Raw genomic sequence first — 15,260 nt, 5'->3', positions numbered from 1 at the left:
GTTGAGTCAGGGTTAACGATTTGTAGGAAAGAAGAATTTTGGTTGCTTCCATAGTCGGCGGTGCGAAACCGTCCGCCATTAACGACATTGAACAGCGTTTTTATCAGCAATTGATTTCCGGGCAGCAGCGCGGTGCATCGTTGAATCCGCTGGAAAGTGAGCTGGAAGCCCTAGCCTACAAACTCGAAGTTGAGCGTGATGCTGCGTTAAAACGGCTTGAGAAGAAGCAACAAGCACAACAACTGATTGAACAGCTAGGTGAGCAATTGACCAAGCTATTGTTGGGCGAGTTAGGCAATTGCTTGTCGCAACCACAACAGTTTCTGAAAGACAGTAATGTTTCAGATAAACAGCTGTTACTGTTGGAACTACTGAACTCGCCGCGCTTAGATCTTAATCGTTTGCGTCCGGTGATTGCTGAAATAGGTTGGTTGGGGCGTGACCTGACGACCATAGTCAATAGTCCTTCTTTTATGGCACGGCGTCCGCAGCACTCTGATACCCAAGTGCAAGATCTCAAGCTGGTATTGGCTTATATCGGTTTAGATAATTTGCGCGTCTATATTCCTTACTATCTCTGCCGGCATTGGTTGTCACCGTCGCCGAGCTTACTGTGGGTGAACCGTAAAGTCTGGCGTTTCTCGCAGCTACAGGGGATCGCCGCGCGCGCATTAGCGCAGTTACATCATCAGGAACACAGTCTGTTTTACGCCATAGCTTTGATGAAACAATTAGGTATGTCTGTCATGTTAGGTGTGAGTGCCGGACTGTTTGAACAACTGAGGCAGACATGGATGCGTGAAGCAGCTACTGAACAAGACAGTGCGTTGCATGATGCGGTGTCTGTGTGCCAATTTCCATTAGCCCAGGTGTGGCCGTTAATTGCTGAGCAAAGTCTGGCGTTATCTTGGAAGTTACCTGAAAGCTTGGGGTTCGGCGATGCTAAAGCTGTAGAGGTTTTGCGTGAACTCACTGAAACCAAAGGTGTTTTTGACTTAACTGACGATGCCAAACTGATTGCGAAAGCGGCGTGTTATGCCAAATGTTTGATGCTCGAAGAAGTGCAGCAACTGAGTTTCAATGAGCGTCAATTGATGTATCGCTACTATGAATTATCTGAACAGGAAGTGATTCGTCTGAGCGCACAGAATTTCCGTAAAACAGATGCGGTGTGAACTGTATTCGCAACTTGCCATGCGTCACCCAATTATCCCGTAAAATTCCTTACAACAGAACTTCATTCTTATAGTCGCTACTGCTACTATCTGTATAATTATTCAACTTTATCGAATAATTAAACACTTTGGTGAGTTTGTGTTTTTTTTGTGACTATTTATGCCGCTAAATCAGCCTAATACCGCCTCATTAGGTTATTAAATCAATTTGTTATTCAAATTGGTGGTGTGAGTGCTGTCAGCCTCTGTAATCAATCTGGTGTTTTGATCACAATTTGGCTATTAATGTCACATAAACAAAACGCACACTCGCAGTAGCATTCGATCAAAACCATTGGTAACACTGCGACAGAAGCGTACATAAAGCCACCTTCTGTAAAGAAAGGATTAGCAATAATGACAGTAGAAATGAAGTTGACCCGCGAGCAATTCGATGAAGTTATGGTGCCTAATTATGCACCATCTCCTGTGATCCCAGTAAAAGGGGAAGGCAGCCGCGTTTGGGATCAGCAGGGAACAGAATTTATCGATTTTGCTGGTGGTATTGCGGTAACGGCGCTTGGACATTGTCATCCTGCGCTGGTTACAGCATTGAAAGAACAGGGCGAAAAGCTGTGGCATCTTTCTAACGTAATGACGAACGAGCCAGCTTTGGCATTGGCGACTAAGTTGGTTAATGCCACCTTTGCTGACAAAGTCTTTTTCGCCAACTCTGGCGCCGAAGCTAACGAAGCCGCACTCAAATTGGCACGTCGTTATGCTTTTGATAAATATGGTGAAGGCAAAGATCAAATCATCGCTTTTGATAAGGCGTTCCACGGCCGTACCTTCTTTACCGTAAGCGTCGGTGGTCAAGCGACCTATTCTGATGGCTTCGGACCGAAACCTCAGGGCATCACTCATATTCCATACAATGATATCGCGGCGTTGGAAGCGACGATGTCGGATAGCACCTGCGCCATTATGATTGAACCTTTGCAAGGCGAAGGTGGTATTATCAGTCCTGAACCTGAATTCCTCAGCAAAGTGCGTGAATTAGCAGATAAGTACAATGCGTTAGTGATTTTTGACGAAGTACAAACCGGTGTAGGCCGTACTGGCGATCTGTATGCCTACATGGGCACTGATGTTACGCCAGATATTTTAACCACCGCTAAAGCGATTGGTGGCGGTTTCCCTCTGGCGGCGATGTTGACCACCAATGAGATTGCTGCCCACTTTAAAGTCGGGACTCATGGTTCTACTTATGGTGGTAACCCGCTGGCATGTGCTGTGGGTAATGCGGTCATCGATATCGTTAACACCCCAGAAGTGCTTGATGGTGTGAAGCAACGTGAGCAGTTGTTCCGCGATGGTCTGAACGCCATTAACGACAAGTATCATGTGTTCTCTCAAATCCGTGGTAAAGGTTTGTTGCTCGGTGGCGTGCTCAATGAAAAATACCAGGGCCGTAGCCGCGACTTCCTGTTAGCGTCTATCGATAACGGTCTGATGACGCTGGTGGCGGGCGCTAACGTGGTGCGTTTTGCCCCATCGTTGATCATCCCAGAAGCCGACATTGCTGAAGGTCTGAAACGCTTTGAAGCCGCAGTAGCACAGATTGTGACTGCGTAAGATGTTTCACGCATTATTGCGGCGAAATATCGATCCCGCCGGGGGCATTCATGCCCCCGTGCTGTAGTTGGGATTTAGGGAGATATTGACCATGTTAATCATTCGGCCAATTCGCCATACCGACTTTGACGCCCTCAAAACTATCGCCGTGGAGTCGGGGCATGGCTTCACTTCACTGCCGGTAAATGATCAGTTATTAGCGAACCGCATCGCCCGTTCTGAAGCTTCTTTCAGTAAGCATATTACTCATCCTGGCGATGAAGGTTACTTGATGGTGTTAGAAGATACCGACAGCGGCGATGTTGTCGGTACTTGTGGTGTTGAAGCGGCGGTAGGCCAACAGGATGCTTTTTATCACTATCGTCTTGGTACAGAGGTCTATTACTCTGGCCAAATCGGGGTGCGCAACGAAGTCGAGACGCTTACCCTGTGCCACGATTACACCGGCTCCGCTGAGTTGTGCACCCTGTTTTTACGCCAAAGTTACCGCCGTGGGCTTAATGGGCGTTTGCTATCCCGTGTGCGTTTTATGCTGCTGGCGCAGTTCCCTGAACGTTTTGGCGAAACCGTGATAGCCGAGATGCGCGGCATTAGTGATGAAAACGGCAGCTCACCGTTTTACGGCTGGCTGCAAGAATATTTTTTAGGCATTGAATTTACAGAAGCTGATTATCTGTCCGGTGTAGGGCAAAAGGCGTTTATGGCAGAGATGATGCCACGCAGTCCTGTGTATGTGTGCTTATTGCCGGAAGCTGCGCAGCGAGTGATTGGCGAAGTACACCACAATACTCGTCCGGCGCTGAGTATGTTACAAGCTGAAGGTTTCCGCTGGCGCAACTATATCGACATCTTTGACGCTGGCCCGACGGTTGAGTGTTCTCGAGACGACATTCGCTCGGTCAAAGAAAGTCGTTTATACACAGTCAACATCAGCAAAGCGTTGGTTGAAAGCGAGGTTCAGTATATCGTCGCCAATACCTTGCTCGACGATTTCCGCGCCACACTCACCACGCTGCATATTGATGAAGACAGCGACACTGTGAACATTTCACCCGCACTTGCTAAAGCGCTGCTGCTCGACGTTGGGCAAGCTATGCGAGTGCTCGCAATATAGGAATTTTGGTTATGACACAGCTGATTAACGGAACATGGCAGGCAGGTGAAGGCGCATCCATGGCGTCGTTTAATCCCGCCAATGGCGAGCAGATTTGGCAAGGCAATGCGGCCACTGCGGCGCAGGTGGATAGCGCTGTAAGCGCAGCAGCTGCGGCACAATTTGACTGGTTTATGCTGGGTTTTGATAAGCGAATTGCTATTGTCGAAGCCTATAAAGCGCAGCTTGAGCAACATCGTGATGAGATGGCCACGCTGATCGCAGAAGAAACCGGTAAACCTTTGTGGGAAACCGCCACTGAAGCCGGCGCCATGATTGGCAAAATCGCGCTGTCAGCCAAAGCTTATCAACAACGCACCGGCACTACCGAAAACGACTTGCCTGCAGCGCGCGCTGTGCTGCGTCATAAACCGCATGGTGTCGTTGCTGTATTTGGGCCGTATAACTTTCCCGGCCATCTGCCCAACGGTCACATAGTGCCTGCACTTTTAGCGGGCAACACTGTGGTGTTTAAGCCGTCGGAGCAGACACCTGCCGTTGCCGAGTTGATGTTAAAACTGTGGCAACAAGCGGGCTTACCTGCTGGGGTGATTAACTTGGTGCAAGGTGAAGTCGACACTGGCAAAGCCTTGGCGGCGCACGATCGCATTGATGGCTTGTTCTTTACCGGCAGCTCACGCACCGGCCAGATGCTGCATCAGCAATTTGGTGGTCGTCCGGGCAAAATTCTCGCACTGGAGATGGGTGGTAACAACCCATTGATCGTGCGTGATGTGGCCGATTCAAAAGCTGCAGTGCATGAAATTATTCAATCAGCTTATATCTCAGCCGGACAACGCTGCACCTGTGCGCGCCGTCTGTTGGTGCCAAAAAGCACGCAAGGCGATGCATTAATCGACGAGTTAGTGAGTGCGATTAAGCAGATCCGCGTCGCGCCGTGGAATGCTGAGCCGCAGCCATTTATGGGGGCGATGATTTCCGCTACCGCTGCCAAGGCGATGTTGCAGGCACAAGCTCAGCTGCAGCAACTTGGCGGTACCAGCTTAGTCACTATGACCTCGCTTGCCGAAGGTACAGGGTTAGTATCTCCTGGGCTGATTGATGTGACAGCCGTGGCTGGGCTGCCTGATGAAGAGTTCTTCGGTCCGCTGTTGCAGCTTATTCGTTACAATAGCTTTGATGAGGCGATCAGCATCGCTAACAACACCCGTTATGGTTTGTCAGCGGGGTTGCTGTCTGACAGCCGTGACGAGTTTGACTACTTCCTCGCCCGCAGTCGCGCTGGCATTGTGAACTGGAATAAACAGATAACTGGCGCTGCGGGTTCCGCCCCATTTGGCGGTATTGGCGATTCGGGGAATCATCGCCCGAGTGCGTTTTATGCGGCTGATTACTGCGCCTATCCGGTGGCCTCAATGGAAGCGGATAGCCTAAGCTTGCCAGAAAAGCTTAGCCCAGGCTTAACCCTGTAATTTTTGTGCGCATCGGCGTGTTGCTGTCCCGATGCGGTGGATCTTCAAGGAGTTGCTATGCATCAGAATATTGATTCACTGTTTGCGGCCATGTGGCAGGATTATTTGCACCAGACCCCATCGGCGGCCAAAGTACACGATCTGTTAGCCCAAGATGATGAGATCATTAACGATCATATTGCGCTGCGTACCTTTAACCTGCCCAAAGTGGGCTTGCCTGTGCTGGCGGCGCACTTTGAAGCGCTGGGGTATCGCGCGGCGGGCGAGTATGAGTTTAAGCAGAAAAAGCTCAAAGCCAAGCACTATGAGCATCCCGATGCGACCAAACCTAAGGTGTTTATCTCTGAGTTATTGGTAGAGCAGTTCAGCCCTTGGCTGCAGCAAACTGTGGCCAACATGGTGGACCAAGTGGCGGATGCGGCAGTGATGGCGGATGAATTTCTCTATTCCGGCCGTCACTGGGCGCTGGATTTTGCCACCTACGAGCAGCTGTTAGCGGAGAGTGAATATGCTGCTTGGCTGGCTGCGTTTGGTTATCGCGCCAATCATTTTACCGTGTCAGTGAATCACCTCAAACTGTACGACTCGATTGTGGCGGTGAACGACACTCTGAAACACGCCGGCATTGTGCTCAATAGCGCCGGCGGTGAAGTGAAAGGTTCACCTGCGGTGATGCTGGAGCAATCATCCACCATGGCTGACCAAATTCCAGTGGCGTTTGATGATGGCGGCCACACCATTCCAAGTTGTTTCTATGAATTTGCGCTGCGTTATCCGCAAGCTGACGGCACTCTCTATCGTGGTTTTGTTGAGGCGTCTGCTGATAAGATTTTTGAGAGCACTAATACGAATGTGAGTGCTAAAGCTTGAACCGAGGGCTGAGCGCGTCGGTTTAGTGCGCCAGTGATTGATGGAACTAAAAAACGCGCCGATTGAGCGCGTTTTTTCATGGCCTAGTGAGTGATAAAAAGTTACTGATTTAGAGTTAAAAACGCATCAATCGCACGCTCGACTATATCGCGGATCTGCTTTGCAGTTGGTTTATCAATGGCGCCGAGCGAGTAGGGCATCACCAACTCAGCTTCCAATAACCCTTTGAGTTGCATCGCCGCATGCCATGGCTGGATATCAGCGCGTAGCTCTTTGCTCTCAATTCGTAAGGTTAGAAACTTGCTCACTTCATCCCAACCGCGTTTTGGGCCTTTGGCATAGAACTTTTTGCCCAGATCGCTTTTGCCTGCTTCCGCCATCACCATGCGTTGAATCGCCATAATTTCCGGCGTCAGAATCAAATCAAGATAGTTGATACCAAAGGCGATCAGGCTGGCGCGGATCTCTTTGGCGTTGTTGAGTGAGTTAAACGCATTTGCGATCAGTTCGGTGGCCGAAGATTCCATTACGGCATAAAAAATTTCGTCTTTAGATGAAAAGTAGTTATAGAGCGTGGCTTTGGAGCCGCCAAGTTGCTGCGAAATATACGACATTGAAGTTTTTTCAAAGCCTTGGCTGAAAAAAGCCTCTTTTGCTATCTCAATGATTGCTAGCCGTTTTTTTTCCGTTTTTACCCGCATCTTCGCTGTCCATCATCTTTTTCTGTGAACGAGTTTCGCTTGACTTGTTGGTGCTGTCAAGAATATAAACTGTACGGTACAGTTTAGTTATGGAGGTTGATGTGATTCATCACACATGTCCCAAGCTGCAGCGGTTAGCCTTAACCACGCTAGCGGTGCTTGGGGCTTTAGGGCTCAATGGGTGCGCCTTGCATGATGCCGATGAGCAAGTGCATGCCATGCAAACCGCCGTCGCGCCGCAATACGCGCAAACGTTTGCCGATAAAGACAGAATTAGTTGGCCGACTGCCGCTTGGTGGCAGCGCTATCAAGACCCGCAATTGGACAGTTTGATCGACCAAGCGCTGCACGACGCGCCAACGTTGAAACTGGCCAGTGCGCGCTTAGCCGCAGCCAAAGCCGCGGCGAAACAAGTGGGAGCGGCCGAAATGCCGCAAGTCGGTGCAGCTGCATCGGTGTCTGAGTCCAAAGTCAGTTATCGCTATCAAGCCTATAACCCGCCACGTAACTGGAATGATTACGGCTCGCTCACGCTGAACTTCAGCTACGACATCGATTTTTGGAGCAAAAACAAAAGCGCTGTCGTCGCCGCATCGTCGCAATTAGCCGCAGCAAAAGCAGAGCAAGCAGCTGCGAAATTGATGTTGACCACGGCGATTGCTAATGCCTATGCAGAGCTTGCGCGTTTGTACGCCAACCTCGATACCGTGCAAGCAGCGCTTGATGTACGTCAGCAAACTTTTGAGCTGCTAACCCAGCGGTTTGACAACGGGTTAGAAAACCAAGGCACTGCCAGCCAAGCCAAAGCGGTGGCCAATAGCGCGCAAGCGGAGGTGTTGGCGGTGCAGGAATCTATCACCCTGCAACAACACGCCATTGCCGCGCTGCTGGGCGCCGGGCCTGATGCGGCGTTAACCATCAAACGTCCGGCCATTCAGCTGCAGCAAACTTTCGGTTTACCTGAGCATGCGGGCGTGGGCTTGCTAGCGCATCGTCCTGACGTGACCGCCGCTCGGTGGCGCGCCGAAGCTGCTGCCTATCAAATAGGTGTTGCTAAAGCGCAGTTCTATCCCGATGTCAGCTTGTCGGCCTTTGTCGGTGTGCAGGCGTTTGGCTTAAATAGCCTGTTTGATAGCGGTAATGATGCCGGCAGCGTTGGCCCGGCAATTTATCTGCCGCTGTTTTCTGGCGGTCGACTCGAAGGGCAATTAAGTGCGGCGGAAGCGGGATTTGACCAAGCGGCGGCGAGCTACCAGCAAACGCTGACCAATGCGCTCAATGAAGTAGCCGATGTGCTCACCAGTACCCAAGCGCTGGATGGGCAAATAGCTGCGACACAAGCCGCGGTTGATGCTGCGGAAGTGGCGCACCAAATTGCCAGCAATCGCTACAAAGGCGGACTAGCCACCTATTTGGAAGTGCTCTCCGCCGAAGACCGATTGCTTGGCAGTAAGCGGGCGTTAGTGAATTTGCAGTCGCGGGCGTTCTCGCTCGACCTAGCGCTAGTGCATGCGCTGGGTGGCGGTTATCAATCTCAGCAGTCTTAATCACAGGAAAGTTTCATGAGTTCTCAAGAAGTTGTAGAGCAGCCGTTTGATGCTGCCAGTGCGCAATCTGCGCGCAAAAAAGGGTTTACCGTGTTAGTTGCTGTGATTGTGTTGGCGGCACTGGCGGCAACCGCCTATTGGTATTTTATCGGCTCACGCTACATCGCGACCGACAACGCCTATACCGCGACCGAAGTGGCGGCGGTTACGCCTGCGGTGGGCGGTATTGTGGCCAAAGTGAATGTGGTCGACACCCAGTGGGTTAACAAAGGCGATGTGTTGGTGGTGATTGACGACAGCGATGCCAAGCTGGCGTTTGATCGCGCGACCGCTGATTTGGCTTTGGCTAAACGCCGCGTGCAAGGCTATATCGCTAGCGATGAAGGCTTAGCCGCATTAGTGGCTGCCCGCGAAGCGGATCAACAACGTGCAGCAGCGCAGTTGACCATCGCCCAAGCGGATTTTGCCCGCGCAACATTGGATCTTAAACGGCGCGAAAACCTGATTAAATCCGGCTCCGTATCTGGCGAAGAGATGAGTAATGCCAAAACCGCATTTGCTCAAGCCCAAGCCAATCTGAATGCTGCTAAAGCCGCCGCTGCCCAAGCGAAAGCAAACCGCTTATCTACCATCGGCAATAAGAAAGCCAACGCTGCGCATATTATTGATACCACTGTAGAAACCAACCCAGAAGTACTGCAAGCCAAAGCCCGTTTTGAGCAAGCCAAAATCGATTTGGAACGCACCGTTATCCACGCGCCCGTCAGTGGTATTGTGGCGCAGCGCAGCGTGCAAGTCGGCCGCCGGGTACAAGTGGGCGAGCCTCTAATGGCGGTAGTCCCTGTGCAAAATATGCATGTGGATGCCAACTTCAAAGAGGTGGAACTTGGTAAGCTGCAAGTCGGCCAACCGGTGGAAATTACTGCGGATTTGTACGGTGATGATGTGGTCTATCACGGCGTAGTCACCGGCGTGTCTGGCGGTACGGGCTCAGCGTTTTCGGCGATTCCGGCGCAAAACGCTACCGGTAACTGGATTAAAGTGGTGCAACGTTTGCCAGTACGGATCGGGCTAGATCCCGAAGAGTTGGCTAAGCATCCGCTGCACGTGGGGTTGTCGATGGAAGTGACCATTGATACCGCTGCGCCGCTAAATAAAGATGCGATTGCCGCAGTGGCTGATCGTCAACTGCCAACTGAAGGCTAAGGTTGGCACTGATGACTCAGACCGATGTAACCGCTGCGCCTGTGCCGAACGAGCCGGCGCCGCTAACCGGCCTCGCGCTGTTTGGTGGGGTGCTGTGTTTGGCAATGGCAAACTTTTTGGCGATTTTGGATACCACTATCGCCAACGTGTCGGTGTCGAATATCGCCGGTAGTCTCGGTACCTCAACCAGCCAAGGCACATACGTAATCACCTCTTATGCGGTGGCTGAAGCGATTTCGGTGCCGCTCACCGGTTGGCTATCGCGCCGCTTTGGTTCGGTGCGAGTGTTCGTCACCTGTTTGATTATGTTTGGCGTCTTTTCGCTGCTGTGCGGTATGGCGACCAGCATGACCATGTTGGTGGCGTGCCGGGTATTTTTAGGGCTGTCTGGCGGCCCGATGATGCCATTGTCGCAAACGCTGATGATCCGCATCTTCCCCAAAGACAAAAGCCATGCGGCGATTGGTATTTGGAGTATGACGACCTTGGTTGCGCCCATCATGGGGCCGATTTTGGGCGGCGTGCTGTGTGACCAATTCTCATGGCCCTACATCTTTTATTTCAAAGTGCCATTGGCGATTTTGGCGGGCTTAGCTTGCTGGAAGATCATTGCTAAATTTGAAACCAAAACGGTCAAAGCCTCTATCGATAAGATGGGCTTGTTGCTGCTGGTGGTTTGGGTTGGCGCGCTGCAGATCATGCTTGATGAAGGCAAAGATCACGACTGGTTCGAATCGACTCGCATCACCGTGCTGGCGATTATCGCGCTGATTGGCTTTATTTCATTTTTGATTTGGGAGCTGACCGAGCGCAATCCGGTGGTGGATCTGCGGGTGTTTCGCCATCGCGGGTTTTCCGCCAGCATGCTGACCTTGAGTTTAGGCTTTGGGGCGTTTTTCGGCATCACAGTGATCACGCCGTTGTGGCTGCAGATCTACATGGGCTACACCGCGACTGAGTCGGGTTACGCCACCGCCACCATGGGGATTATTGCGGTGTTTATCGCGCCCGCGATTGCTGCGGCGGTGAGTAAGTTCGACCCAAGGCCGTTCGTGTTCTTTGGCGTGTTGTGGCTCGGGTTATGGACCTGGCTGCGAGCGGGCAACAATATGGATATGACCTTCTGGCAGATCAGCATGCCGATGTTTTACCAAGGGATTGGTATGCCACTGTTCTTTGTGCCGCTGACGGCGATTGCGCTTGGGTGTGTTAAACCGGCGGAGATGGATTCCGCAGCTGGTTTGTTCAACTTTATTCGAACGCTCTCCGGCGCCTTTGCTACCTCGATGGTGAATACAGCGTGGGAAAACGAAACCACCTATGTGCATTCCGAGTTATCAGGGTTGACTGACCGTGTTGGCGTGGCGGCGCAGCAGATGCAGGCGGGCGGCATGAGTCACGATCAAACCCTTAACTCGCTCAACTGGATGCTGCAGCAGCAAAGCTCGATGATTGCCACCAATCAGATCTTTATGTGGATTGCGGCGATCTTTGCGGTCGGCGCGTTTGCGATTTGGCTATCGCCCAAACCGCAGCATGCGGTTGACCCCGGCGCCAGTCACTAATTTTTTCATCCTTCCAAAGCCCTTTTGCTCCTCTTGTTGAGGAGCTTTTTTTGGATTTATTATCTGAGTGTTAACCATCATCATTACTGCTTTTGCAATGGCAATCATGGCATTATGGCGATTGAGTTGTTGAGATTGAGTCATACGCGTTAACTGTTATCTATGGGCCAGCTACGCACGCAAGGAACACCATGAGTATTTGGAAAGAGCTATATGATGTTGTCGAAAAGGAGTTTTCTCGCTGGCAATCGCGGCAGCATAAACAGCAGACGCTAGTGTTTGAAATACAAAGTAATCTGCTGTTTTTGGCCGAGGCGTTAAAGGCGCAATTGCCTGCTAAGCAAATTGTTGCAGGGTTAGAGCACAAAGCGTTTGATGACGCGTTAGCGCAGGGATTGACCTTGGATAGACGCCTTGTGACATCGACGACGATTGGCGATTTCGATGAATTCAAAAAATATATCGGTAAGGACAGCACTTATATGGTGAAAAATGCCTATGCCAAAATGAAGACATTAAGCAAACTCGTACAGGCGGACAGCCAAGCCAACTACGATTTAAAAATAAAGTCATTGTTTAGGTTTATGGTGTTACTGGCAGCGCATCTCGATGCTAAGTCTCTATCCAAAGCTGAATAACTCAAACAGAGATCCGATAAGGAGTTATGGTGCGTATTGCGGCAATTTCAGACATTCATAGTAACGTTTACGCGTTACACGCTGTGCTTGAGGATATCGCTAAACGACAGGTCGATATAGTCGTCAACTTGGGTGACATACTTTATGGGCCGATTGCACCGTTAGCGACTTATGAATTACTGCTGCAACATCCATTAATCACCATCCGCGGTAATCAAGATCGGCAAATCTATCAAGCAACCGCACAAGAGCTGGAGATGAATCCGACGCTGCAATTTATATTGCAGCAGTTAGGAGATGCACCATTACGCTGGTTGCAAACCTTACCAGCAAGTTTGCAACTAACACCAGAGGTGTTTATCTGCCATGGTACGCCCGACGATGATTTGATTTATTTGCTGGAAGATGTCCAACAAGGTCATGCCGTTATACGCAGTGATGCGGAGATTATGCGGCTGCTCAAAAGCCAGCGTGCGGAAGTGGTGTTGTGTGGACATACGCATTTACCACGTACCGTAACAACCAGCTCCGGGCAATTGATTGTGAATCCTGGCAGTGTGGGATTGCCAGCATATACCGATGATTTGCCAGTGGCACATGCCATTGAGAATTACAGTCCGCATGCGCGTTACGCCATTATTGAGCAACAGCCCCAAGGTTGGCAGGTGGAACAGATCGCGGTTGCCTACGATTATGCGCAGGCTGCAACGGCCGCCTTACGGCAAGGACGTGCTGATTGGGCACGTTTCCTCAGCAGCGGGCGGCGTTAATCGGTGATATCATTATTTGGTATTATTATCAGTAAGTTACTTGGAAATGATTAGCCGCCACCCATTCCCATGCCCATACCACCCCAATGACCATTGCCTGTTCCCATCATGCCGCATTGCACATAGGTATCTGTGCCACCTGTTGCACCAGCAACAATTGTTACCGTGCCCGCATCGGCAAACATATTGAATTGGCCACTCGAGGTGTCATCGGTAAGCGGATCATCTAAGTTACCCGAACAGCTATAGCCAACACGGTATTCGCCTTCTGGCAGATAACCCATGCCAAAATACCAGTTACCGTCATCATCTAAGTGAATAGGCGCGACAGCCATTGGAGCTGTCATCCCTGCTGCTGGCGAGGCATAAACGTCGCCCATCTGTGAAATATCGGTGACACTCGCAGCCGGATAGATATAGGCCAGATGGATAAAACTACCATTCGCTGCAACGGCATCAGGGTTTGCTGCTTCACAACTGGCAATCCATTGTGGATCGACGTCGCCAAGCATATGTCCCATGTGCAAGTTGTTCACAGTTCTCAATCCGTCTTGTGCCAATTGATAACCATACTGCTGTCCATAATGCAGTCCTTGGTACAGGTTAACCTCCATGGTGTAAGTATGATTTTCGGCATTAAGCATGGTGAAGTTCTGCATGGGGAGCACACCATCTTCGACGGTTAAGGCGTGGCGGCCTTGACCATCATCAACATAGCAGCCATTGTTGCCATCGCCTTGCACTACCGTCATGTAGACGTTGTGATATTGGCCTGCGGGGATCTGCAAGCTATCCACCACATTTATGCTCGCTTTGCCCTGATAGTCGAGCATATTGATGGTCATGTTGTTGAGCGAATAACTGTGTTCAACGTTGTTAGCATCAGTCATCATCAATTGACCCAGCTGCAATTGCACGGCCGAGACTCCCGCCATGGGTGAATCTGATAGTGCAATCGATATCAGGCCTGCTTGTTGTTCTTTCGTGTCGACAGTATCGCTACTGCCGCCACATGCCGTCACAGCTGATATTGCTGAAAATAGGAAAGCATATTGGAAGAGCTTCATGGTGGGCTCCTTCGTTAACAAAATAGGTTAACAATTGTAAAAAGAGCCCCAAACATAACGCTGCACTTTGTTACGTTTGCTGATGTAAATCAAAGTTAGGCGTTTTTCATTCAAAATATCTAATGGATATTATTGTAATACTTAGTGCTGGTTATTGATGCAGAAGCGCTGTTGGGAAAGCTAAGAATGTTAAGTGTGGCTCAAGCTAACGCGTAAGCCGCCAAGTGCCGGGCTACGGTCAAATTGAACCTCAAACTGATATTGCTCGGCGATATCTTTCACAATTGACAGTCCAAGACCATGACCTGCGACTTCTTCGTCTAGACGTTTACCACGACGAGTGACTTTATCCAGCTCATGCTCAGGTACGCCGGGCCCATCATCTTCAACGCTAATAAAGATGCGCCCTTGCTGTGGCCAGACGCGGATCAGCACTTGCGCTGACGCCCACTTAAAGGCGTTATCGAGCAGGTTACCAAGCAGCTCCATGCCATCTTCGCGATGAATTGGCAGCCGAGTGATTTGTGAAGATAGATCGAACTTTAACTGAACCGCTTTATGGTGGTACACCTTCTGCAGCGTATTGCAAAGACTGTCGATGTCTCGCGGCAATACCATTTGCGCCGCAGGTAACATATCGCCAGTGGCACGTGCTGCCGCCAACTTGCGCTCAATCATATTGTGGATTTGCTGCAATTGTTGGTCGAGCACCTGTGCGGTTTGCGGGTCTTTAAGTGCTAACACTTCTACCTGTTGTCGCATCACTGCCAGCGGTGTTTTCAGCCCATGGCTGAGGTTGCCAAGGTTATTACGACTCCGCTGGATCTGGACCCCGGTATATTCCAACAGACCATTGTAGGTTTCCGCCAGTGGTTTAATCTCTGCTGGCATTTGGCTGATATCGAGCGAATTAGTTTCGCCTTGACGCAATTTGGCTAACGCCTGCTTTACCCCGGAAATGGGCTTAAAAGACTGATGCAAAATGATAAAAATGCCGATAATCATCGCTGCTAACATGGCCAAATTACCGAGCAACTTGGTGCCATAAACTTCGCGAAACACTTTACGACCGATGCTGAGATCCTGTGCGACGGTGAGCGTAGCATTGCCGGTTTCCGATGAAGTGGGCAGGCCAATCGATAATAGCTGAATATCGTGTTTTTTCGGGCCTTTTGCTTGCCATACTCGGGTTTTACCGGCCTCAAGTGGTTGCACGTTCAGATGTTGATCCCACAGCGAGCGCGAACGAATTTCGGTATTACCGACGTTGAGTTGGTAGTAACGTCCCGAATAGGCAGGTTTGTAGAAGCTTGACAACACATTGGCATCAACACTGATTTGCTGCGCGCTGATTTGGGTGGCCATCTCCACCTGGGTAATATCTTCGCGCAGGCGATCGATAATGGAGTCGTGAAAAGCTTGGCGCAGCATCGACTCAATATAGATTAAGCTCACCAATGAACTTATCATCACCAGCGAGGTGAGCCAGATGGTGAGCTTAAGGCGGATGGACATCATAGC

At 50.5% G+C, this 15,260-nt stretch carries 13 protein-coding genes; 10 read left to right on the top strand and 3 right to left on the bottom strand.

Features of this window, described 5'->3' with window-relative positions; genetic code table 11:
• The first annotated feature begins 38 nt into the window (after positions 1 to 38).
• The 5 genes from HR45_RS10675 to HR45_RS10655 all read left to right on the top strand — a co-directional run bounded on the left by HR45_RS10675 (position 39) and on the right by HR45_RS10655 (position 6,245).
• Positions 39 to 1,175: an HDOD domain-containing protein gene (locus HR45_RS10675; protein WP_037442731.1), complete on the top strand. Its 1,137-nt coding sequence runs from the start codon at positions 39 to 41 to the stop codon at positions 1,173 to 1,175.
• A 396-nt stretch (positions 1,176 to 1,571) separates the two neighbouring features.
• Positions 1,572 to 2,789, top strand: a complete 1,218-nt coding sequence (locus HR45_RS10670) for an aspartate aminotransferase family protein (protein ID WP_037442729.1) — start codon at positions 1,572 to 1,574, stop codon at positions 2,787 to 2,789.
• A 91-nt stretch (positions 2,790 to 2,880) separates the two neighbouring features.
• The gene (astA, locus tag HR45_RS10665) at positions 2,881 to 3,903 is read left to right on the top strand and encodes an arginine N-succinyltransferase (RefSeq protein ID WP_037442727.1); all 1,023 of its coding nucleotides are present in this window, start codon (positions 2,881 to 2,883) and stop codon (positions 3,901 to 3,903) included.
• 11 nt (positions 3,904 to 3,914) lie between these two features.
• Positions 3,915 to 5,375 (top strand): succinylglutamate-semialdehyde dehydrogenase, encoded by a 1,461-nt coding sequence (gene astD, locus HR45_RS10660; RefSeq protein WP_037442726.1) that lies wholly within the window; start codon positions 3,915 to 3,917, stop codon positions 5,373 to 5,375.
• A gap of 57 nt (positions 5,376 to 5,432) precedes the next feature.
• On the top strand, positions 5,433 to 6,245 hold the full coding sequence (locus HR45_RS10655) for a DUF1338 domain-containing protein (protein WP_037442724.1): 813 nt from the start codon (positions 5,433 to 5,435) through the stop codon (positions 6,243 to 6,245).
• A 101-nt stretch (positions 6,246 to 6,346) separates the two neighbouring features.
• Here HR45_RS10655 and HR45_RS10650 read toward each other — a convergent pair whose 3' ends face one another.
• Complete coding sequence (locus HR45_RS10650; RefSeq protein ID WP_037442722.1) at positions 6,347 to 6,946, bottom strand: TetR/AcrR family transcriptional regulator; 600 nt, start codon at positions 6,944 to 6,946, stop codon at positions 6,347 to 6,349.
• A gap of 101 nt (positions 6,947 to 7,047) precedes the next feature.
• Here HR45_RS10650 and HR45_RS19435 point away from each other — a divergent pair, with 101 nt between their 5' ends.
• From HR45_RS19435 to HR45_RS10625, 5 genes are all read left to right on the top strand, one after another.
• Entirely contained in the window at positions 7,048 to 8,493 is a 1,446-nt protein-coding gene (locus HR45_RS19435; RefSeq protein WP_241461097.1) for an efflux transporter outer membrane subunit, read from the top strand.
• Between the two features lie 15 nt (positions 8,494 to 8,508).
• A complete protein-coding gene (locus HR45_RS19430) occupies positions 8,509 to 9,699 on the top strand; it encodes an HlyD/EmrA/EmrK family protein (protein WP_037442720.1) in 1,191 nt (396 codons plus the stop codon).
• A gap of 11 nt (positions 9,700 to 9,710) precedes the next feature.
• Positions 9,711 to 11,264, top strand: a complete 1,554-nt coding sequence (locus HR45_RS10635; RefSeq protein WP_052074685.1) for a DHA2 family efflux MFS transporter permease subunit — start codon at positions 9,711 to 9,713, stop codon at positions 11,262 to 11,264.
• 191 nt (positions 11,265 to 11,455) lie between these two features.
• A complete protein-coding gene (locus HR45_RS10630; RefSeq protein WP_037442718.1) occupies positions 11,456 to 11,902 on the top strand; it encodes a hypothetical protein in 447 nt (148 codons plus the stop codon).
• Between the two features lie 26 nt (positions 11,903 to 11,928).
• On the top strand, positions 11,929 to 12,672 hold the full coding sequence (locus HR45_RS10625; protein WP_037442716.1) for a metallophosphoesterase family protein: 744 nt from the start codon (positions 11,929 to 11,931) through the stop codon (positions 12,670 to 12,672).
• Positions 12,673 to 12,722: 50 nt separating this feature from the next.
• Here HR45_RS10625 and HR45_RS10620 read toward each other — a convergent pair whose 3' ends face one another.
• Positions 12,723 to 13,739, bottom strand: a complete 1,017-nt coding sequence (locus HR45_RS10620; protein ID WP_037442714.1) for a DUF4382 domain-containing protein — start codon at positions 13,737 to 13,739, stop codon at positions 12,723 to 12,725.
• A gap of 189 nt (positions 13,740 to 13,928) precedes the next feature.
• Positions 13,929 to 15,257: an ATP-binding protein gene (locus tag HR45_RS10615; protein WP_037442712.1), complete on the bottom strand. Its 1,329-nt coding sequence runs from the start codon at positions 15,255 to 15,257 to the stop codon at positions 13,929 to 13,931.
• Positions 15,258 to 15,260: the final 3 nt, after the last annotated feature.

This window comes from Shewanella mangrovi, from assembly GCF_000753795.1.
In the GTDB taxonomy this organism is placed as follows: domain Bacteria; phylum Pseudomonadota; class Gammaproteobacteria; order Enterobacterales; family Shewanellaceae; genus Shewanella; species Shewanella mangrovi.
The sequence above is the reverse complement of the archived record's forward strand: the minus strand, read 5'-3'. Positions and strand labels throughout refer to the sequence as shown.